The organism is Rhodococcus olei (assembly GCF_039540555.1).
GTDB classification, from domain to species: Bacteria; Actinomycetota; Actinomycetes; order Mycobacteriales; family Mycobacteriaceae; genus Rhodococcus_G; species Rhodococcus_G olei.
In genome coordinates this window covers 81,328-100,248 of the sequence record NZ_BAABFB010000007.1, presented here as the reverse complement: position 1 = coordinate 100,248, position 18,921 = coordinate 81,328, and the positions used below count along the sequence as shown (strand labels likewise).

21 protein-coding genes are annotated in these 18,921 nt (G+C 69.4%); 7 read left to right on the top strand and 14 right to left on the bottom strand.

Features of this window, described 5'->3' with window-relative positions; translation table 11 throughout:
- Positions 1-27 precede the first annotated feature (27 nt).
- Positions 28-162 (bottom strand): hypothetical protein, encoded by a 135-nt coding sequence (locus ABD951_RS00785; protein ID WP_345341062.1) that lies wholly within the window; start codon positions 160-162, stop codon positions 28-30.
- Positions 163-713: 551 nt separating this feature from the next.
- Between ABD951_RS00785 and ABD951_RS00780 the strand changes: the two genes are divergently transcribed.
- The 3 genes from ABD951_RS00780 to ABD951_RS00770 all read left to right on the top strand — a co-directional run bounded on the left by ABD951_RS00780 (position 714) and on the right by ABD951_RS00770 (position 2,187).
- Positions 714-1,256 carry an HNH endonuclease gene (locus ABD951_RS00780; protein WP_345341060.1) on the top strand — a complete coding sequence of 181 codons (543 nt, stop codon included), beginning with the start codon at positions 714-716 and terminating at the stop codon, positions 1,254-1,256.
- 17 nt (positions 1,257-1,273) lie between these two features.
- Positions 1,274-1,504 (top strand): WhiB family transcriptional regulator, encoded by a 231-nt coding sequence (locus tag ABD951_RS00775; RefSeq protein ID WP_345341058.1) that lies wholly within the window; start codon positions 1,274-1,276, stop codon positions 1,502-1,504.
- 131 nt (positions 1,505-1,635) lie between these two features.
- On the top strand, positions 1,636-2,187 hold the full coding sequence (locus tag ABD951_RS00770; RefSeq protein WP_345341056.1) for an SRPBCC domain-containing protein: 552 nt from the start codon (positions 1,636-1,638) through the stop codon (positions 2,185-2,187).
- A gap of 4 nt (positions 2,188-2,191) precedes the next feature.
- Here the strand turns inward: ABD951_RS00770 and ABD951_RS00765 are convergent, their stop codons facing one another.
- From ABD951_RS00765 to ABD951_RS00720, 10 genes are all read right to left on the bottom strand, one after another.
- On the bottom strand, positions 2,192-2,680 hold the full coding sequence (locus ABD951_RS00765; RefSeq protein WP_345341212.1) for a GNAT family N-acetyltransferase: 489 nt from the start codon (positions 2,678-2,680) through the stop codon (positions 2,192-2,194).
- 20 nt (positions 2,681-2,700) lie between these two features.
- Entirely contained in the window at positions 2,701-3,390 is a 690-nt protein-coding gene (locus ABD951_RS00760; protein ID WP_345341054.1) for a hypothetical protein, read from the bottom strand.
- Between the two features lie 151 nt (positions 3,391-3,541).
- Positions 3,542-4,765 (bottom strand): serine hydrolase domain-containing protein, encoded by a 1,224-nt coding sequence (locus tag ABD951_RS00755; RefSeq protein WP_345341052.1) that lies wholly within the window; start codon positions 4,763-4,765, stop codon positions 3,542-3,544.
- Positions 4,766-4,804: 39 nt separating this feature from the next.
- Positions 4,805-5,434 (bottom strand): DUF2461 domain-containing protein, encoded by a 630-nt coding sequence (locus ABD951_RS00750; RefSeq protein ID WP_345341210.1) that lies wholly within the window; start codon positions 5,432-5,434, stop codon positions 4,805-4,807.
- A 2-nt stretch (positions 5,435-5,436) separates the two neighbouring features.
- Positions 5,437-6,774 (bottom strand): Wzz/FepE/Etk N-terminal domain-containing protein, encoded by a 1,338-nt coding sequence (locus ABD951_RS00745; RefSeq protein ID WP_345341049.1) that lies wholly within the window; start codon positions 6,772-6,774, stop codon positions 5,437-5,439.
- On the bottom strand, positions 6,771-8,090 hold the full coding sequence (locus ABD951_RS00740; RefSeq protein WP_345341047.1) for a Wzz/FepE/Etk N-terminal domain-containing protein: 1,320 nt from the start codon (positions 8,088-8,090) through the stop codon (positions 6,771-6,773). The genes ABD951_RS00745 and ABD951_RS00740 overlap by 4 nt, the downstream gene beginning before the upstream one ends.
- Complete coding sequence (locus ABD951_RS00735) at positions 8,087-8,854, bottom strand: SGNH/GDSL hydrolase family protein (RefSeq protein WP_345341045.1); 768 nt, start codon at positions 8,852-8,854, stop codon at positions 8,087-8,089. Before ABD951_RS00735 ends, ABD951_RS00740 begins: the two co-directional genes overlap by 4 nt.
- Positions 8,851-9,516 carry an SGNH/GDSL hydrolase family protein gene (locus ABD951_RS00730; protein ID WP_345341043.1) on the bottom strand — a complete coding sequence of 222 codons (666 nt, stop codon included), beginning with the start codon at positions 9,514-9,516 and terminating at the stop codon, positions 8,851-8,853. The genes ABD951_RS00735 and ABD951_RS00730 overlap by 4 nt, the downstream gene beginning before the upstream one ends.
- Positions 9,513-10,613 (bottom strand): glycosyltransferase, encoded by a 1,101-nt coding sequence (locus tag ABD951_RS00725; RefSeq protein WP_345341041.1) that lies wholly within the window; start codon positions 10,611-10,613, stop codon positions 9,513-9,515. Before ABD951_RS00725 ends, ABD951_RS00730 begins: the two co-directional genes overlap by 4 nt.
- Before the next feature lie 20 nt (positions 10,614-10,633).
- On the bottom strand, positions 10,634-11,182 hold the full coding sequence (locus ABD951_RS00720) for an LbetaH domain-containing protein (protein WP_345341038.1): 549 nt from the start codon (positions 11,180-11,182) through the stop codon (positions 10,634-10,636).
- A 240-nt stretch (positions 11,183-11,422) separates the two neighbouring features.
- On the opposite strand from ABD951_RS00720, the gene ABD951_RS00715 reads away from it, so the two are divergent.
- Genes ABD951_RS00715 through ABD951_RS00705 form a run of 3 tightly spaced genes read left to right on the top strand, consistent with a single transcriptional unit; the run spans position 11,423 to position 14,837 of the window.
- Complete coding sequence (locus ABD951_RS00715) at positions 11,423-12,583, top strand: hypothetical protein (RefSeq protein WP_345341036.1); 1,161 nt, start codon at positions 11,423-11,425, stop codon at positions 12,581-12,583.
- Complete coding sequence (locus tag ABD951_RS00710) at positions 12,580-13,497, top strand: glycosyltransferase family 2 protein (protein ID WP_345341034.1); 918 nt, start codon at positions 12,580-12,582, stop codon at positions 13,495-13,497. The genes ABD951_RS00715 and ABD951_RS00710 overlap by 4 nt, the downstream gene beginning before the upstream one ends.
- Positions 13,494-14,837 (top strand): lipopolysaccharide biosynthesis protein, encoded by a 1,344-nt coding sequence (locus ABD951_RS00705; RefSeq protein ID WP_345341032.1) that lies wholly within the window; start codon positions 13,494-13,496, stop codon positions 14,835-14,837. The genes ABD951_RS00710 and ABD951_RS00705 overlap by 4 nt, the downstream gene beginning before the upstream one ends.
- Here the strand turns inward: ABD951_RS00705 and ABD951_RS00700 are convergent.
- Positions 14,820-15,416: an LbetaH domain-containing protein gene (locus tag ABD951_RS00700; RefSeq protein ID WP_345341030.1), complete on the bottom strand. Its 597-nt coding sequence runs from the start codon at positions 15,414-15,416 to the stop codon at positions 14,820-14,822. The genes ABD951_RS00705 and ABD951_RS00700 overlap by 18 nt on opposite strands.
- A gap of 49 nt (positions 15,417-15,465) precedes the next feature.
- On the opposite strand from ABD951_RS00700, the gene ABD951_RS00695 reads away from it, so the two are divergent.
- The gene (locus ABD951_RS00695) at positions 15,466-16,422 is read left to right on the top strand and encodes a GDP-L-fucose synthase family protein (protein WP_345341028.1); all 957 of its coding nucleotides are present in this window, start codon (positions 15,466-15,468) and stop codon (positions 16,420-16,422) included.
- On the opposite strand, the gene gmd is transcribed toward ABD951_RS00695, so the two are convergent.
- Positions 16,410-17,462 carry a GDP-mannose 4,6-dehydratase gene (gmd, locus tag ABD951_RS00690; RefSeq protein ID WP_345341026.1) on the bottom strand — a complete coding sequence of 351 codons (1,053 nt, stop codon included), beginning with the start codon at positions 17,460-17,462 and terminating at the stop codon, positions 16,410-16,412. The genes ABD951_RS00695 and gmd overlap by 13 nt on opposite strands.
- Positions 17,459-18,727, bottom strand: a complete 1,269-nt coding sequence (locus tag ABD951_RS00685; protein ID WP_345341024.1) for a glycosyltransferase family 4 protein — start codon at positions 18,725-18,727, stop codon at positions 17,459-17,461. The genes gmd and ABD951_RS00685 overlap by 4 nt, the downstream gene beginning before the upstream one ends.
- Between the last annotated feature and the right edge of the window lie 194 nt (positions 18,728-18,921).

The following is an 18,921-nucleotide window of genomic DNA, read 5'->3' as shown; positions in this document are numbered from 1 at the left end:
GTGCGAGCGGAGCCGGCCCGGTGGGGATCAGGCGGCGGAGGCCGTGGAGGCGAGGAGCGTCAGGCCGACCAGTGCGCCGACGCCGCTCATCAGGCCGGTGGCAACGCCGAGGTACGGCTGGATGGTCTTGAGGGTGCCGAGGGTGTCCTGGGAAGAGCCCATTGAAGTTCTCCTTGTGAGTGGGGGGGGTTGTGATGCACGTCTCAGGTGCACGAGTAATTGATATTCGAGGCGCGTGCGGCCTTGTAGGGCCTTTCCCACTCACCGGGACCTGTTGCCGGACAGTGTTCTCCGGCGCTACGCCGACCCCGTCGTCTAGACAGCGTCGACCTCCGGCGCATCCTGGACATTCGCCCGCGCCTCCCGCGTGGACGACCGCCCTCGCCGCCGTCACGATCCACGACACCCGCCAGGTCGATCGCGTGGCAGACGAACTGCGACGTGCCGGGCGCATCGGCGAATATTCGGATGCGTCCCGGCGGCGTCGCGTGCCACCATGGCGATCCCGCACCGCCCGCACTCGTCACCGAAAGGAGCCGGACATGCGTGTGCCGCCGAAGCATCCCGCAATGCCGTTGTGGTCACCACTGATTCGACAGCCGATGTCGTATCGCTCCGGCACCTGCCTGGAGCAGTCGCCCACCCCCTGACGTGCCCGTGAACCCGCTGGTTCCCGGTGCCGCACCCGCCCGCGAACCAGTGACGAGAGTTCCATGCACACCCGACCCCTTCCGGCCACCGTCGACGCCCGCACCTGGCACCGCACCCGAGTCCTCGTGCTCAACCTCACCTACCAGGCGCTGTGCGAGGTGCCCGCCGAACGGGCGGTCACCCTCCTCGCGATCGGCGCCGCCGAGTCCGTCGCCGACCACGACCCGACGGTCCCGATCCGCTCCCAGCGCACCGTGATCCCGCTTCCGGTGACGGTTCGACTGCTCGAGTACGTCTACGTGCCCTACGCGCGCACCGTCACCGACTGCAGCCGCGCCGGCTACGCCGGGGTGTTCCGCCGGGACCGCAACAGCTGCGCCTACTGCGCCAGCCCGGTCGCGACCACCATCGACCACGTCCTCCCGCGAAGCCGGGGCGGCACCAACAGTTGGTCGAACCTCGTCGCGTGCTGCCGGACCTGCAACCAGCGCAAGGCCGACCGCACCCCAGAGGAGGCCGGCATGACCCTGCTGTGGGAACCCAAGGTGCCGGGCCACATCGACAAGGCGCAACAGCGCATCTGGCGTCGCCTGGCCGCACTGTAGGAAGGAGAAACAGAACCGTGACCACCGCGCTCCACCTCGACGACCCCACCCGCCGGCGAGACGCCGCCTGCCGTGCCGACCCGAACCCCGAGAGCTGGTTCCCGTACCCGGCCGACGACTTCACGCACGCCCGCGCCGTCTGCGGGCAGTGCCCGATCCGATTGCAGTGCGCCCATTTCGCCGTCGTCACGAGGCAGTCCGGGGTATGGGGCGGCACCGAGTTCGACCGGGGCCGCCCACGTCGCTGAGGCAGGTGCCCGTCGGCCGGCGGAGGCGACCCCGCCGGCCGACCCGCACGCCCCCGACCGGCGCGCCGTGGACCGCCCGCCGGGCCTGCGGGCCGGTTGCCCGGACGAGCTCGCCTTGATGAGATCGAGGCATGAGCGAGTCGCCGTACCGACCCGGCCCCCTGTCCGACGTTCGGGTGAGTGCCGACGGTGACGACACCGTTGTCGTCTTCCCGCGGGTGTTGCCGTGTTCGGTGGAACAGGCGTGGTTCGCGATCACCGATCCGGCGATGCTGGCGCGCTGGACCCCCTACACCGCCGACCGTGACCTCGGCAGCACCGGCGCGGCGGTCATCACGATGCTCACCGAGGACGGCGACCCGGAGATGACGCTGCCCGTCGTCGTCCGGGTCGCCGAAACGGATCGACGGCTCGAACATGAGTGGGGCCCCGACGAACTGGCGTGGGAGCTGACCCCGACCGAGGGCGGTACGCGGGTCGTGCTGACGCAGCGCTCCCGCGCGGAGGGCATGGCGTCCGCACTCGCAGCGGGATGGCACCTCTGCTTCGACGTGCTCGAGGCCCTGCTCGCGGGGACACCGTTCGGCCCGATCGTCGGTGTCCGGGCGCGCGACTACGGCTGGGACGACCTCAACAACCGCTACGCGCAGCGGTTGGGAGTCGATCCGTCCGAGGTCTGGTAGGGGATCAGAGGATCAGCTGCATGTAGGTCATGTCGAGCCAGCGCCCGAACTTGATCCCCACCTCGGGCATCACCCCGACCACCTCGAACCCGAACCGTTCGTGGAGGGCGATCGACACCGCGTTGCCGGACTCGATGCTCGCGACCATCACGTGTACCCGGCCCGCGCGCGCCCGGGAGATCAGCTCGGTCATCAGTGCGGACGCGACGCCGCGGCGGTGGTGGTCGGGATGGACGTACACCGAATTCTCGACGGTGTGGCGGTATCCGCTCTTGGCCCGCCACACCCCGTACGACGCGTATCCCGCGACCTTGCCCGCCGACACCGCGACGAGCACCGGGAAGCCCTGCCGTCGCCGTTCCGCGAGCCAGGAACGGCGGTCGTCGACGTCGACGGTCTCCTCGTCCCAGATGGCGGTGGTGTTGCGGACCGCCTCGTTGTGGATGTCGAGGATTCCGGGCAGGTCGTCTTCGCGGGCGTCGCGGATCTCGATGGTCACCGCTCCATCGTGCCTCAGCGTTGGGCGCTCAGGCGCGCCTTCTCGAGCGCGCCCAGGGTGCGCATGATCGTCGCTTTCTGCTTCTCGAGGTCGCTGCGGCGGGCCCGCGCGGCGAGCCCGGACTGCTCGGAGACCTGCGCCAGCTGGGTGTCGATCGATGCCATCTGGTCCAGCAGCGCCAGCGCCCGGGACTGGATCTCCTCGAGATCCACGGCATCGGAGCGGACCGGCGCGGGCGCAGGCGTGGTTGCCGGGCGGGTGCTGCGCGCCGCGGACGCGGAACCGCTCGACGTCGTGGGTCGGGGTGCGGCACCGGCGGACTCGGCGACGACGGCGGCGGCACGCGGACGCAGTGCCTTGCGGACCAGCGCCGGGTCCGGCGGCGTCGCGAGCTTGATCTGGTTCAGCACCTGACGGGCGTCGCGGGCGTTGACGCGCCACTCGCGCTCTTCCTCGTCGTCGGACTGCAGGGTGCCGCCGAGCGGACGCAGACCGTACATGCCGAGGAACCGGCGCGCGCCCTCGATGACTTCTTCCTTCTCGCGGCAGGTGCCGCACCGCGGCTCGTTGCGGTACATCTCGACCGCATCATCGTCGCCGCACCAGACGCACGCTCCGGGAACCCAGGTACCTCGCGATGTGGGCCGGCCCGTCTGCATCTTCGTGGTTTCGGCCGGGACATCGAGAGTCTGCGCGTCAATCACGACGCATGAGAATAAAGCAGACCGTCATGCCTCCTTGCACCGGCTCCACCCCCACCTGGGATTCTGCCTCCCGCCGTGATCAATCTCATGTTCGCTTGCGTTCGGTGAGGTGTCGTGAGCAGGCAACCTCTTGTCGCACAACCAGATCCGACTACCTGGTCGGCATCGGCGGGGCGTCGTCCGGGGCGATGACCGCACCGATCTTGCGGAACAGCGTGTCGGCCTGGTTCGTGTAGTTGCCCGCCGGGTCGAACGCCGCCTGGTCGTAGGTGACCGCGACCGCGATCGCCGCCTTCTTCGACGGCAGATATGCCTGGACGGCGGCCTCCCCGGCGAACAGCGGGTTCTGCAACAGCCAGTTGCCGCTGATCACCAGACCGAGCCCGTACGTGTACGCGTTCGACATCGGCGCGCACGTCGTGCACCCCGGGAGCGCGGTGGTCTTGCCGTACAGGTCCCGCGACGTCATCTTCCGGTACGACTCCGGCGACAGCAGCGTGCCGCTGCCGATCGCGACCGCGCTGGCGAGCAGGTCGTGGATGTCGGTGGTCTGGATCGCGCCGCGGGCGAGCGTCCACGACGGATTCCAGAAGGTCGACTCCTCGTAGAACGAGACGCCGGCCGGGATCTTCAACGCCTCGCGGCGCTCCGAGCTGAACGCGTGCAGCGCGGGTTCCGTGATCGCCGGCGTCCCCGGATCGGTGGTGTTCGTCAAACCGAGCGGGTCGAGGACCTTGTCCCGCATCAACTCGGTCATCGGCTTCCCGGTGATCTTCTCCAGTGCCATCCCGAGGATCACGTAGTTGGTGTGCGAGTAGTTCCAGTTCGTGCCCGGCTCGTACAGCAGCGGCTGCGAGGTGCTGAACGCGATCAGATCCTGTGGGTTCCACTGCCGGAACGGATCGGCGTACAACTCGGCCTGGAACGGCTCGTTCCCGATCACGTAGTCCACGTAGCCGGACGTCATCTGGGCGAGCTGGCCGAGCGTCACCCGGTCGGCGTGCGGGATCTCCGGCAGCCAGGTGGACACCTTGTCGTCCAGGGTCACCTTCTGCTCGTCCACCAACTGCAGCAGCAGCGTGGAGAGGTAGGAGATTGCGACGGCACCGTTGCGGAAGTGCATGTCGGTGGTCGCGGGCACTCCGGTCATCGAGTCGCCGAACGCCCGGGTGACGACGTCGCGGCCGTCCACCGACACACTGACGATCACCGACTTCAGGTGCGCGTCGGCCATCGTGTCCCGTACCACCTGCACCACCGCGTCGGTCTGAGCCTGTTCCGCCGGATCCGGTGGCGCCGAGCGGTCCGCCCCGGCGCACGACGCCACGAGACCGACGAGCACTGCCAACACACCGACGCGGCGAATGGTGGCCATCCGTCGATGGTGTCAGCTCGGTCCGCTCTTCGTCGCGGTTTACGTCCCCAGCACGTCGGTGACCCACTCGACGAGCGGTCGCATCGCGTCCCACCGGGTGCGGACCTCCGTCAGTGTGCGACGGCTGTCGATCCACTCGGGTGAGGCGAACAGCAAGCCCGCGGTCAGCGACTTGTGCCGCAGCAGGTCGATCCGGGGGTGGTCCGCGGTGAATCCGCGCGGCGCGGTCTTGAGGGTCTCGCCCCCGATCTCGAAGCCCGCGGCCGCCAGGTCGGCGGTGATCTTCTCGAGTTGGCCGCCGCGCAGTTCGGTGTCGATCGCGTCGCGGTAGCGGGCGAGCTGCGCCGGGGCGGCCGCGTACCAGCCGCCGGCCACGAACAGGCCGCGCGCGTCGACCTGCACGTAGTAGCCGGCGCCCGGGCAGGTCTCGACGAACCCGCCCTGATGCGTCTTGTACGGGGACTTGTCCTTCGCGAACCGGACGTCACGGTACGGCCGAAACATCTTTCCGCGGCCGAAATCCGGTTCCAGTTCCTCCATCAGAGCGGCCATCGGTGCCCGCACCGACTCGTCGTAGACCGTCTTGTGCGCGGTCCAGAAACTCTTGCTGTTGTCCGCCTCGAGGTCCTCGTAGAAGTCGAGCGCGGCGACGGGTATCCCGGAGAACACGGTCATGAACGCAGTGTATTTGCGGTCTCGGGGACGGGGCCGGTCTCGTCGGGCAGGTCCGCCTCGGGTGCACGAGCAACCGGCGCCGCGGTACACATCACGATCCCGGTCAGGACGGCGTCGACCGAGCGGAGCCGGTCGACGGCCGCGGCGAGGTCGCGACGGCGGGTGGTGCCGGTGACCACCACCAGGAGCGCGCCGTCGGCGTACTCGCTCAGCGCCTCGGCGGCCGGCGTCGACAACACCGGCCCGGTCTCGACGACGAGGTGGCGGTACCGGTCGCGCAGCCCGGCGACGAGGCCGTGCATGTCGGCCCCGACGAGGAGCTCGTACGCCTCGGTCTCGGTCCCGGCCGGCAACACGTCCGGACGGTCGTCGGCCCCGACACGAATCGTTCGGTCGATCGCCGCCGAGCCGGTCAGGACGTCGGACAGTCCCGGATCGGTGTCGTCGCGGCCCGTGTTCGCTGCCCGGACGAGCAGGACGCGGTCTCCGCATCGCGCGAGAGCACTCCCCAGGTTCGACGCCACATCGGACGCTTCGGTCGCCTCTCCCGCGGCACTCGAAATCAACCACACGCGGGCCTCGTCGCGAGAATCGGCGCGATCGCCGGACACCGAGCGCAACCGTGTCCGCAACCGGAGGTACCCCTCGCCGTCCTGCCGGGTGGTGGGCAGCGCGGCAACCGTTCCGATCACGGGCAGGCCGGACACGCCTGCTGCCCGCTCCGGACTGCGGACGATCGGGTCCGTCGCGGTTCGGATCCACACGGCGACCGACCCGAGAACCACGCCGGTCGCCAGGCCCAGGAGCGCGAACACCCAGGGTCCCGGCACGCTCGCGCGCGGGTCGCTCGCGGTCGACACGATCGTGGTCTGAATGCGCTGCCCGTCCACCCCGGCCGGGGCCTCCAGCGCTTCGGTGTAGGAGACGAACTCGCGGGCCAGCGTGTCGGCCACCAGGCGGGCTCGGTCCGGAGAGGTGTCGGACACCGAGACGTCGATCACCGCCGTACGGGGCGGAACGATCGTGGCGTTCACGTTGGCGGCGAGGTCCTTCGCGGACTCCGGCAGCTTCAGTGCGTCGACCACCCGCTGGTTGACGGCGTCGCTGGTCAGCAACGCGACATAGGAATTGACCCGACCCGACACCACGGAGGAATCGTCGTAGGTCGTCGCGGTGATGCCGGAATGGGACGACACCAGCAGCTGGGTGGTCGAGACGTACCTCGTCGGCGCGAGAAGAGACGCGCCGACGCCGAGGCCGACGCACGCCACGACGACCGTCGTGAACAGGATCCAGTGGCGCCGGACCGCGCCGACAAACGTTGTCGCATTCACCTCGCACCCGTCCTCTCCCGGAGGTCCTCGTCACCGGATTCGGTCACGTCGCGCGAGCGCGGCCCTCCACACATCACGACACCGGCCGCGGGCCGGGTCGGCAGCAGTTGCGTCGTCTCGCGCAACTCCGCTTCGGTGGTGATCCCGTGTCCAACGGTCAGGACGATCGCATCGCAGTCGCCCAGGACGTCGGTCGCGACAGCGCCGGACAGCAGCGGCGGGCAGACCAGGATCACCCACTGATGGCCCGTGCGCAGCTCCTCGAGCAGCACGGACAGATCGGAGCGCCGAAGAAGGCCGGGATGCCGTGCAGATTCCCGCCCCGCGGCCAGCGTCGATCCCTGCGGGCCCTCCGTCATCGCGGTGGACACCGTGGCATGGCCGAGCAGGATGTCGGCCACACCGGGCCGGTCAGCGCCGCCGAGGAGCGTCGGATCCGGGGACGCGAGGTCGATGTCGACGACGATCGGGACGTCGCCCCTCGCGTGTGCTGCGCCAGCGAGATCGAGAGCCGTTGCTGCGGCACATCTCCCGCGGCCCGCGTCGGTCACCGCGACCACGCCGTGGTCGGGCTCGTCGAGCAGCGCGCGCAGCCGCTGCCAGATCAGCCGCACGTCCGGACCGGCCGAGCCGGCCGCCGACGCTCCGGCCGTCCCCAGGACCGGGAGTCCGGTCACGGACGCCGCATCACGTGGATCGCGGATCGAACGGTCGAACAGCGAACGCAGCACTGCTGCGAGTGCGCCGAGCAATGCTCCGACGACCAGTGCACCGACCAGCAGAACCGATGCCCGCGGGCCCCACACCGTCACCGGGGTGGGCGCCCCGGGCGGATCGACCACGACGAGCTCGGCGCGAGGCAGCACCGATCCGGGCACCGATTCGAGTGACTTGACGGTTGCCGCGTACTCGGTGACGAACGCCGCCGCCGCGAGGTGCGCGTCCTGGGCGTTCGCGGCGGCAACGCTGACGTCGATCAACACGGTTCCCGGACGGGTCGTCGCGGTGACGTGGCGGGCGAACTGTTCAGGGCTGGTGTCGATTCCGAGGTTCTCCAGCACGCGACCGGCGAGACCGGGGCTGTGCGCCAACGCCGCGTACGACTGTGCACGGCTCTGGGCGTAACTGTCGCCGCCGTCCTCCACATGGCTGACCTCACCGGGGGTTCGAACGAAGACGGTGAACCCGGACCGATAGAGCGGGGGAACCAGCAGCAGGACCACCACGGCGGCGGCGGCGGTCGCGACCGTGGTCGCGGCCACCAGCCGCCACCGATCACGCAGGATGCGCGCGTACGCGCGCAGGGTGGCGGTCACGGCGACACCCCGACACCGTGTGCCCGCAGCGCGGCCACCAACGCGTCGGCGAGACGCTGCTCACCGAGTGAGTTCGGGTGCTGGTGGTCCGGTCCAAGCAGGTCGGACGTGTCCCGGCCGGCGAGTTCGGGGTCGGCGATCGGATCGAGAAACACCACGCCGGCGGCGGCGGGGTCGGCTTCGAGTCGCGTCATGAAGTCGTCGTCGAACCCCAGGTTGTCACCCGGGTTCACGAGGTAGCGAGGGCGGAGGAAGACGAGTGTGGCGTGCGGCCAGGCGCGGCGGGCCTCGCCGAGTGTGTAGGCCATGGCCTTGCCCACGTCCTCGGCAGGTGGGAAGAGGTCGTTCCGTCCGCCGTCCAGGACGACCACGTCGGGCGAGTATTCCGCGGCCAGGGACGGGACTCGTTCGGGGATCGAGGTCGAGGACCCGGGCTCGCCGGCGAGTGGGAACCGATTCGCCTCACCGCCGCTGATGTAGCCGGATCCGGGAATGGCCGACACGTCGCACTTCCATCTCATCTGGACCGCGGCTCGGCACACATAGGACAGCTCGGTGAAGTTGCTGCTCACGGTGTAGGAATCCCCGATGAACAGCGCGGACATCGGCGTAGCGGTGTCGGACGTCACCGAGTCGGTGGTCGGCCCGGCCGCCTCGTTCGGTGTGTGGCCGGGCGTGGCGACGTCCGGGCCGAGGACAACCGCGGCGCCGACGAGTGTGGTCAGGGCGGCCGCCCCCAGAGCAAGATCCCGCCAGCGCATCATCGGATCACCATCGATCGGATCCAGTCCGCGATCCGGTCTGCCAGCACGGCCTGTCCCGCATCGGAAGGCCAGCTCAGATCGGCTTGCATCAGGTCGGTGGTGAGCAGTGGCGGATGGGCCGCGTCCAGGTACGGCGCGCCGGCCGCCCGAGCGACCTCGCCGACGGCATCGGACACCCCGGTCACCGCGGCCGGTGCGGGGGCCTGGTACCACGGCGGGCCGATGATCAGAGCCCGTTCGCCGCCGAGCACGATCTTGTTGATCGCATCGGTGGCTCCGACGCTGACGGACCCGGTCTCGGGCAGGCCGGTGTCCTCCAACCCCCCGAACACCAGGATCACGTCGGGTGCGGCGGCCCTCGCGCGGTCCACCTGGTAGGTGAACGCCTGCCCGCCCGCGCCGTCGGCCACGTATCCGGTGCCGGGTAGGGCGAAGTTCGACACCTCCCATCCGGTGCGCTGGGCCATCAACGTCGGCCAGACCGCCCGGTTCTGAACACCCGCCGTGTAGTTGTCGCCGACCACCGCGACCCGCAGGCGATGTGGGACTGCCGCCGCGCCGTCGCGGCCCGCGACAATCGACGCCGTCACGAAGGCGGTGACGAGGACGAGGACCGTCGCCGTCGCCGTCGCCGCGATGGCCCGCGACACGCGCGCCGTCACGACCGAGCCCCGATCAGATCCGTGTAGGTCGCCGACAGTTGCGCCACCACGCCGTCCATGCCGAATTCCGAGCGTGCGATCGATCGCCCGCGCTCGCCCATCTCCCGGGCGCGGGGTCGGTCCGCGAGCAGGTGACGGACCGCGTCGGCCATCGCGCCGACGGTCGGGGCCGTGACGATCCCGCACGCGGCGCGGTGGACCGTCGCGGCGAGGCCGCAGTCGTTCGACACGACGACCGGGAGTCCGACCGACATCGCTTCGAGTGCGGCCATCGGGTAGGGCTCTCGCACGGACGGCAGGACGAACACGCTCGCCGCCGCCATCCGCCGTGGAACGTCGGAGGAGTCGAGGGCTCCTTCCCAGACGATCCGATGCTCGCTCCCGATCGCCTCTCGTACCGCGGGGCCCTCGCCCTCGTCGGGGCCCACCAGGGTGAAATGTGCCTGCCAGCCCTCGTCCAGTAGCAGCCGGGCCATTCGCACGAACGTGGTCGGGCACTTCCGCGCGTGCAGGCGCGCGGCGAACAGCACCTCGGTCGCACCAGTGCCGACGGTTCCGCGCGGATGGCACGGGACGCCGTTGTGCAGGGGGACGAGGTGGAGTCGATCGCCACCGACCGCGACGAGTTGGTCGCGTTCGTCGGGTGTCAGGTAGAAGACCGCGCCCGCGTCCCGGAGCACCTTGCGGGTCCACACCGAGTCCAGGGGTCGTGCGAGCGGGTGGTCGCTGGGCGCGACCATGCCGTGGGTCTGGAGGAAGTAGGGGACGTGATGTCGCCGCGCCGCCGCGGCGACCGGGAGCACGACGAGATCGCGTCCGAAGTGGATGTGGACGACGTCGAAATCGCCGTGGTGGCTGCGGAACCAACGGTACAGACCGGGCGCGCCGAGGCCGGCGAATCCGGTCCCGGGCACCAGCGTCCGGGATCGGAAGAGCCGGACCGGGACGCCGTCGACCTCGGACGGAACCGTCGGATAGCCGCGGGTCGCGGCCGCGACCAGCGCCTCGGATCCGGCCTGCCGCAGTCCCGTGCACTGGTTCAGCGCCACCCGGGCCGGTCCGCCGTACGCGCCGTCGGGGCTGACCAGGGTTACCACCTGCAGGATCCGCACGGCACTCAGCCCGGGGTGACACTCGCTCGCGGCGGTCGGACCACGCTGTCGGCTGGGATGTCCGTCGACACCACTGAGGTCGCGCCGATCACCGAATTGGCGCCCACCGTGACACCTCGCAGGACGACGGACCTGGCGCACAGCCAGGCGCCGTCCTCGATCACGATCGGTGCATTGTCGTACTCGAACACCGGTGACCGGCGGTCGTGGCTGCCGGTGCAGAGGTAGGCATGCGGCGAGATGCACACGTTCGAACCGATCACGATCCGATCGACGTCGTAGAGGTCCACTCCGGTCCCGATCCACGAGTCGTGTCCGATCGAGAGCTTCCACGGCCATTGCACATTCACCCGGTGCTTGATCAGCACCCCGGTTCCGATGTCGGCGCCGAACCCGCGCAGCAGGACGCACCGCACCCGATTCGGGCACCACACCTGGGTGAACAACAGCGTGGAGGTCGCGACCCAGAGCACCTGGGAGAGGATTCCTCGACCCTTGTCGTAGGAACGTCCGCGCAGGGCAGCCAACGATCTCGTCGATCGCACGTCGGTCATGCGCACCTCCCCCCGCCGCGAGCGGCCGGTTCAGCAGTCAACGCTACGAGATCCGGCCCCGGGTGTGTCAAGAGCCGCTATCGTGTGAGGTCAGCCCCGCTCACTCGTGGTCAGCCCGAGGCGTCGTGAAGGGGTGAGGTTATGGGCAGTGCCGGGCACCGGACCTACGCGGAGCAGCAGCGGTCCCACCGAGCGAGCCTGACGCAGATCGCGGTGTTCGCGTCGGGCGCGAGTACCGCTGTGCCCATCGCAAACTTCACGGTCACGGGATTGTCGCTGATCTGCCTGGCGTTGGTGCCGGCGTTCCTCCTGATGACCCATCGCGGCCCCGACCTGACACCACTGGTGCTCGCCGCGCTCGGATGGCTCTCGTTCATCGCCTCGTGCGTCGTCAACCATGTCAGCTTCCTCTGGCCGAATTCGATTGCACCCGCGGCCTTCTCGCTCTATCTCATCGGTCTGACCGTGATCACCGGGCGCGCGGTGGACGCGATTGCCGCCGCGCTGGCGGGCATCGCCACGGGAACCGTGATCTTCTTTCTGGTGCGAGGTATCGAACTGACGCACACGGGAAGCTTCCTCGACCTGTGGAAGTACGGAATCGCGCCTGCGGTCACCATTCTGCTGCTGTTCGCGATGACGAAGATCCGCTCCGTGCCGCGTCTGGCCGTGCCCGCGCTGCTCGTCGTCCTCGGGTTGGTCAGTCTCGCACTCAATTTCCGTGCCCATGCGCTGGTGTGCCTGGTGGCCGGTGTGGTCGTGGGAACCCGGACCGTCCTCGGGTCCCGAATCGCCCGGGGGTGGCAGTACGCGGGGGTGGCCGGCTTCGGATTGTTGTTCGCATATCTGATGCCGATCGCCGCCCGGACGGGGCTGTTCGGCCCGGTCCTGCAGCACAAGACCATCGAGCAGCAGTCCACCGGACTTCCGATCCTGCTCGCGGGACGCACCGAGCCGCCGATGACGCTCACCGCGATCCTCGAGCGTCCCCTGCTCGGCTGGGGCAGCGCCCAGAGGTTGACACCGGAGGTGTACACCGCGGCCGAGCACCTGGCGGTCCGCATGGGTTTCGCGCCGACGTTCCCGTTCGACACGTACTGGCGGCTGCCTCCGATGGAGTACTCGGCGATGCACTCCGTCCTGCTCGGCTCGTGGGCGGAGGGCGGTGTGCTCGCGGTTCTGCTGCCGGTGTGGCTGCTGATCGCCTGCATCGCGCTGGTGTGGAATTGCGACCGCTACGGACGGTGGATGCCTCTGGTGGTCACCGTGGCGGTTCAGGGAATCTGGGACCTGGCGTACGAGCCGTGGAACTACAACAGTCTCCCGGTGTACGCGTGCATCGCCCTGTTCTACCTGGCCGGACACTTCTCCGGGCGGGCACGCATCGACTCGCCGCCATGACCGGGCGAACAGGTGCGCCATGGCCGCCGCGGGTCAGTGTCGTGATCCCGACGGTCGGCCGGTCGACCCTCGGGCGTGCGGTGCAGTCGGTGCTGGATCAGACGTACGGAGTCGCCGAGATCCTCGTCGTGGCCGACACCGAAGTGCCACTGCGGTTGCCCGCGGACGAGCGGATCGTCGAACTCCGGACCCCACCGGGAGCGGGATCGGGGCCGCACCGGCAGCGCGGAATCGACGCCGCGACCGGTGCGGTGATCGCACTGCTCGACGACGACGACGAGTGGCGACCCGACAAGCTGCAACGGCAGCTCGCTGCGGTCGGACCCTGCGCCGACGGTCGATGGGTTGCGTCGTCCCGCGCGGAGGTGGTGTGTGGTGGCACGCGGCGGATCTGGCCGCGACGGCTGGTGCGGTGTCACCAGTCCGTCGCCGAGTACCTGTTCCGGTTCACCGACCTGAGATTCGGCGGTGCCATGCTCCAGACGTCGACGCTGTGCTTTCCCGCCGACCTTGCTCGTGAGGTGCGGTGGGACGACGACGGGGACGCGCCCCACGACGAACCGAGTTGGTTGCTGCGAGTGCAGGCCGCGATGCCCGGGGTACGGCTCGTTCAGCTGCCCGAGCCGCTCGGCACCTATCACGTGGGCGGCGAGTCCCTGTCTCGAAGCACCCGCGACCGGACCGACGAGTACCTCGACTGGGGGCTGCGGCACCTCGGCGGCGAGTCGCCACGGATCCGCGGCGACTACCTGTGCACCAGTCCGGTCAGTGCGGCCGTCTCCGCCCGATCCCTGAGGGGAGTCCGCCGTGCCGTCGTGACGGCGCTGCGGGAAGGACGGCCGGGCCCGTGGGCCGTCGCGTACGCGCTGTTGAGCGCGGTTCGGATCGTCATCCTGAAGGTCCGTCGCACATGACGGTCGAGTCCGGTCGCTTGGCGCCCGAGGAACAGCGGGCACTGGTCAGGGCGACGGTGTACCGGATTCTCGGCACTCCCGTGGTGGCGGTGCTGGGCCTGGTGAACACGGCGGTCGTCGTGCGCGAGACCGGCGAGGCGGTGTACGGACTGGTCTCGCTCGTCGCCACCGTCACTCTGCTGTTCCCGTTCGCGGACCTCGGGATCGGTGCGGTGGTATTGAGCGCGAGCGCACGACTGAGCGGGCCGAACCGCGATCCCGCAGCGGTCGACGTCATCCGCCGCGCGTACCGGGTGCTTTTCGGTGTCGCCGCCGGGCTGGGCGCCGTCGCGTGCGTGGTGATGGCGATGGACGGCTGGGGTGCCCTCGTCGGCATGACGACCGGCCCGGACGACCGCTGGGCGATCACCGCCGCCGCAGTGCTTTTCGCGTTGACGATTCCGGCCGGCCTGGGGTTACGAATCCTGATCGGGATGGACCGGAATCACTGGGCCACCCTGGTGATGATGAGCAACGCGGCCTTCACCCTGGGCGTCACGCTCACGCTGTCCGTGTTCGGAGTCCACGGCATCTGGTACGCGCTCGCACCCCTCGTCGGCGTACTGATCGGGCACGTGCTCGGCACGACGGCGGCGCTGCGCTTGTCCGGTCTCGGGAGCTCGGCCTTCGCCCGGGTTCGCGGCACCCACACACGATTGCTCGAAGGCAGTCTGTGGCTGTTCCTCGTCGGGGTCGGGCTTCCGGTGGGGCTGCAGACCGGACGGATACTGCTCTCCCACCTGTCGACTGCGGAGGAACTCTCGAGGTACGCGCTGGTCGCGCAGATGTACGGCGCCTGCTGGGCCGTGCTCTCGACCGCCGGGATGGCGTATTGGCCGGTCTTCGTCAAGCGGCGCGGCGCCAGACAGGAGACCACACGGATGTGGTGGCGGGTGACCGCGCTGTTCGCCGTTGCGGCGACCGTCGCCGCGGCCGGACTCACCACGTTGGGACCGTGGACCGCGTCGATCCTGTCGGGCGGGCGCATCGTCGTGACGACCGGCCTGGCACTGTCGTTCGGGATTCTGCTGCTGGCGCAGGCGCTGCACCTGCCGACCAGCGTGCTGCTGACCAGGCCGCGGGAGGCGCGGTGGCAGGCGTGCTGCGTCGCGGGCATGGCCGCGATCAGTCTCGGCGTGGGCGCTGTACTGGCCGGGCCGTGGGGAGCGGTCGGGGTGGTGTGCGCCGCGGCGCTCGGTGTCGGTGCGGCACAGGTTGTTCCGGATCTGATGTGGGTGCCGGTGCTGGTGCATCGGAGGCCGGCCGGTTCGGAGGGGGATGGGTCACGGGTCTCGGGGTAGTGGTCCCGCGAGCGGCGCGACAACGGTGTCCCCGGCCGCGACGTCGTGGACGACGGTCGCGTTCGCGCCCACGGTGGCGCCGTCGTTCAGCGTGATCGGGCCCAGCACGACGGCGCCGGCGCCGACCCGGACCCGGTCGCCGATCGTCGGGCGTCCGCGCGCGTTGTGACCGATGGTGACCTGCTGATTGATCCAACAGTGGCTGCCGATGGACTCGGCGGTGACAATCGTCGCGACACCGTGCTGGATGAACAGCGCGGGACCGATCCGGTCGGCCTCGAGGGTCAGTGTGGGTTCCGGACGGTACAGCCTGCGCAGCAGTGCCCTCGCACCCGGGTGGGTGGAACGAAGCCGATAGTGGACGAGACTGCGGAATTCCCCGAGTGCACCCGCCAGATACGCAAATCTCGAGTAGTCGTCGAGCTCGGCCAGCGCGTCGTCATCGATGCATTCGATCCACCAGGCCACATCTGCGCGCACCTCGTCGGCGGCACCGGCGTGCCCGACCGCCCACCACAGCGGAGTCGCCCACACCCGCGCCAGTCGGAGCAGGAACGCTCGCCGCCCGCCAGAGCTCATCGCCCGATTCTAGGGTGGCGCACAGGCCACGTGCTGGAACAATGGCTCCATGGCGGCTCAGCCGATATCGCGCGACGCCCGCATCTACATCGCCGGCCATCGTGGACTGGTCGGGGCGGGACTGTGGCGGTATTTCACCGAGCACGGATTCGTCAATCTGATCGGCCGTTCGTCCGAGGACCTGGACCTGCGCGACTCCGGTGCCACGGCTGCGTTCCTCGACGAGACCCGGCCGGATGTCGTCATCGACGCCGCCGCGCGAGTGGGGGGGATTGCCGCGAACGACGCGCGGCCGGCCCACTTCCTGTCGGACAACCTGCGGATCCAGCTCAACCTGCTGGACAGCGCCGTCTCGGCAGGCGTGCGACGGTTCCTGTTCCTCGGCTCGAGTTGCATCTACCCGAAGTTCGCCGAGCAGCCCATCCGGGAGGAGGCGCTGCTGGGCGGTCGGCTCGAGTCGACCAACGAGGCGTACGCGATCGCGAAGCTCGCCGGGATACTCCAGGTCAAGGCGATTCGCAGTCAGTACGGACTGCCGTACATCTCGGCAATGCCGTCGAACGTGTACGGGCCGGGCGACAACTTCACCGCCGGGGACAGTCATGTTCTCCCGGCCATGATCCGCCGCTTCCACGACGCCGTCCGTGCCGGGGTGTCCGAGGTGACCTGTTGGGGAACCGGCGAACCGCGGCGGGAGTTCCTGCACGTGGACGACCTCGCCGCTGCCTGTCACGTCCTGCTCGACCGATACGACGACGCCCTGCCGATCAATGTGGGCACCGGGGTGGATGTCACGATTGCCGACCTGGCTCGTCTGGTCGCCGACGTGGTCGGGTTCGACGGGGAGGTTCGGTGGGACGCAACGAAGCCGGACGGTACGCCACGCAAGCTTCTCGACGTGCAACGGCTCACCGCTCTCGGGTGGCAGGCCGCGATTCCGCTGAGCGCGGGCGTGAAATCGATGTACGAGTGGTTTCTCGATCACCAGCACGACTACCGGAGGTGACGTGCCTCGGTGCGGGTGGGCCACCCCGGTAGCGCCGGACAGTCGACGGTGGGGGTACCGCCGTGTTCCAGCGCCCGAATGTCCGCCTCGACCATGATCCGCACCAGTTCGGGAAGGAGAACCTGGGGCTTCCACCCGAGGGTCGCGTGCGCCTTGGTTGCGTCGCCGATGACCGTGTCGACCTCGGCGGGTCGCAGGTAGCGGTCGTCGAAGCGGACGTGCCGTTCCCAGTCGAGGCCGGCGGCGTCGAAGGCCAGGGCGAGGAAATCGCGCACCGAGTGGCCGGTTCCGGTGGCCAGGACGTAGTCGTCGGGGGTGTCCGCCTGCAGCATCCGCCACATGCCGTCGACGTATTCGGGGGCGTACCCCCAGTCCCGCACCGCGTTGATGTTGCCGAGGTACACGTGAGCATCCAGTCCCGCCCGGATCCGGGCGACCGCTCGCGTGATCTTGCGGCTCACGAATGTCTCTCCGCGACGGGGCGATTCGTGGTTGAACAGGATGCCATTCACGGTGAACAGCCCGTACGCCTCCCGGTAGTTCCGGGTCGACCAGTACGCGAACAGCTTTGCGGTGCCATACGGCGACCTCGGGTGCAGCGCGGTGTTCTCGTTCTGTGGGGGCGGTGAGGACCCGAACATCTCAGAGCTCGATGCCTGATAGAAGCGGCAGTTCAAGCCGCTGTGCCGGATCGCCTCCAGCAGTCGGACGGTGCCGAGCGCGGTCGACTCCGACGTCAGCTCGGGTTCGTCGAAGCTGACGCGGACGTGCGACTGTGCTCCGAGGTTGTACACCTCGTCGGGCGCGATCTCGGCCAACAGCGCAACCAGGCGCGATCCGTCCACGAGGTCCCCGTAGTGCAGGAACAGCCGGGCCCCGGGTGTGTGCGGATCGACGTACAGGTGGTCGATCCGGCCGGTGTTGAAAGTCGATGCGCGGCGGATGATTCCGTGCACCTCGTAACCCTTGTCGAGGAGGAACTCCGCGAGGTAGGAGCCGTCCTGGCCGGTGATCCCGGTGATGAGAGCGCGTCGGGTCATCGGGGTGCCTCCTCGGGCATCCGGGCTCGCCGGGTTGCGGCGAGTTCCCCGACCCACCACTCGTATCGATCCAGTGCCACGTTCGCGGACAGCCGGTCCGCCACGTAGCGCCGGCCGGCCGCGCCCAGCCGGTCCGCCAGCTCACGGTCCCGCCCGAGGCGGAGGGCTTCGCGCAGCAGCAGGTCGGGTCGACCCGCGGGTATGCACACCCCGGCGCCGGACTCGTCGATCTCGCCGGCGGTGAAGCCGCCGGGATCGGTCGCGGCGAGGACCGGGCGACCGGAGGCGAAGTACGAGGTCAGCTTGCTCGGCACGGCCATCTGCGCGACGCCGGGACGTTCGTTGACCAGCAACACGTCCGCGGCGCCGAGAGCGGCCGGGAAGTCGCTCTCGGGGACCGGGGGAAGGAAATCCAGGGCCGGCACCCCGGCGCCCGCCGTCTCCAGGGTCGTCCGCTGGTGGCCGTCGCCGAGTAGGACGAACCGAACCCGAGACGTGGCCGGGCCGACCAGGCGTGCCGCGGCGATCACGTTCTCGAGGCCCTGCTTCGCACCCATGTTGCCGGCGTGCAGGACGACGATGTCGTCGGGGGCCCAGCCTCGTGCGGCGCGGAATGCCACGGCCGCAGCCGGATCGGGGGGTGCAACATGGGTCCAGTTCCTGATCACCCGAACGCGGTTTCGTCGGACACCGAGACCGTCGACGAGGTGGGTCGCGAACCCGTCGTGGATGACCGCGACACCGTCCGCGCATCGTGTGGTGAGGGACTCGAGGGTCCGCACGGCTCGTGCCGGAAGACCCGACATCGTCCCCGTCTCGATCACGCCCCGGCTGTACAGGTCATGCACGACCAGGCCGAGCGCCGGCCGGTTCGGGGTCAGGCGGACCCGGGTCGTCGCCAGCATGGTGGCGAGCAGCGGTGGACTGACACACACGACGACGTCCGGCCGCCGCCATCGAGTGCTGAGCAGTTGCAGACCGAAGACGAACTCCATCGCTGCTCGTTCGATCGCAGAGTGACGGCGCGGAACGGGATGTCGAAACCGGCGAACTCGCACCCTGTCGTGGACCTCGTGTGTACGGAACCCGTGGTAGCCGTCGCTGACTCGCCACTGCGGGTAGTGCGGATAGCCGGTCAGCACTTCGACGTCGTGCCCGCGGGCCGCCAGCCCGGTGGCCAAGCCGGTCGTATAAGGGCCGATTCCGGTCGACTCGGGTGCGAAATTGATCCCGAGGATGACAACGCGGAGCCGGCGACCGGACACAAGTCGAGGGTAGTCGGCACCGGGCGGTGTTCGGGTGCCGAATCGACCGTTTCCGGTGGGGTCACCTGCGTGCTCGCTGCCCTGTCCGCGTGCTCACACGCAACTTCCGGAGCATTGACCAGCGATCGGACCACGGAGCATGCTTGCGCGTGACGTGTCGTCACGGTGGTCGGTTCTTCCGGTAATCCCCGGAC

Excerpts from the sequence above, each read along its gene's own strand:
- ABD951_RS00785 (WP_345341062.1), bottom strand. The coding sequence starts at position 162 with ATGGGCTCTTCCCAGGACACCCTCGGCACCCTCAAGACCATCCAGCCG.
- ABD951_RS00695 (WP_345341028.1), top strand. The coding sequence starts at position 15,466 with ATGGCGGCTCAGCCGATATCGCGCGACGCCCGCATCTACATCGCCGGC.
- ABD951_RS00710 (WP_345341034.1), top strand. The coding sequence starts at position 12,580 with ATGACCGGGCGAACAGGTGCGCCATGGCCGCCGCGGGTCAGTGTCGTG.
- ABD951_RS00700 (WP_345341030.1), bottom strand. The coding sequence starts at position 15,416 with ATGAGCTCTGGCGGGCGGCGAGCGTTCCTGCTCCGACTGGCGCGGGTG.
- ABD951_RS00780 (WP_345341060.1), top strand. The coding sequence starts at position 714 with ATGCACACCCGACCCCTTCCGGCCACCGTCGACGCCCGCACCTGGCAC.
- ABD951_RS00755 (WP_345341052.1), bottom strand. The coding sequence starts at position 4,765 with ATGGCCACCATTCGCCGCGTCGGTGTGTTGGCAGTGCTCGTCGGTCTC.
- gmd (WP_345341026.1), bottom strand. The coding sequence starts at position 17,462 with ATGACCCGACGCGCTCTCATCACCGGGATCACCGGCCAGGACGGCTCC.
- ABD951_RS00705 (WP_345341032.1), top strand. The coding sequence starts at position 13,494 with ATGACGGTCGAGTCCGGTCGCTTGGCGCCCGAGGAACAGCGGGCACTG.
- ABD951_RS00770 (WP_345341056.1), top strand. The coding sequence starts at position 1,636 with ATGAGCGAGTCGCCGTACCGACCCGGCCCCCTGTCCGACGTTCGGGTG.
- ABD951_RS00720 (WP_345341038.1), bottom strand. The coding sequence starts at position 11,182 with ATGACCGACGTGCGATCGACGAGATCGTTGGCTGCCCTGCGCGGACGT.
- ABD951_RS00735 (WP_345341045.1), bottom strand. The coding sequence starts at position 8,854 with ATGATGCGCTGGCGGGATCTTGCTCTGGGGGCGGCCGCCCTGACCACA.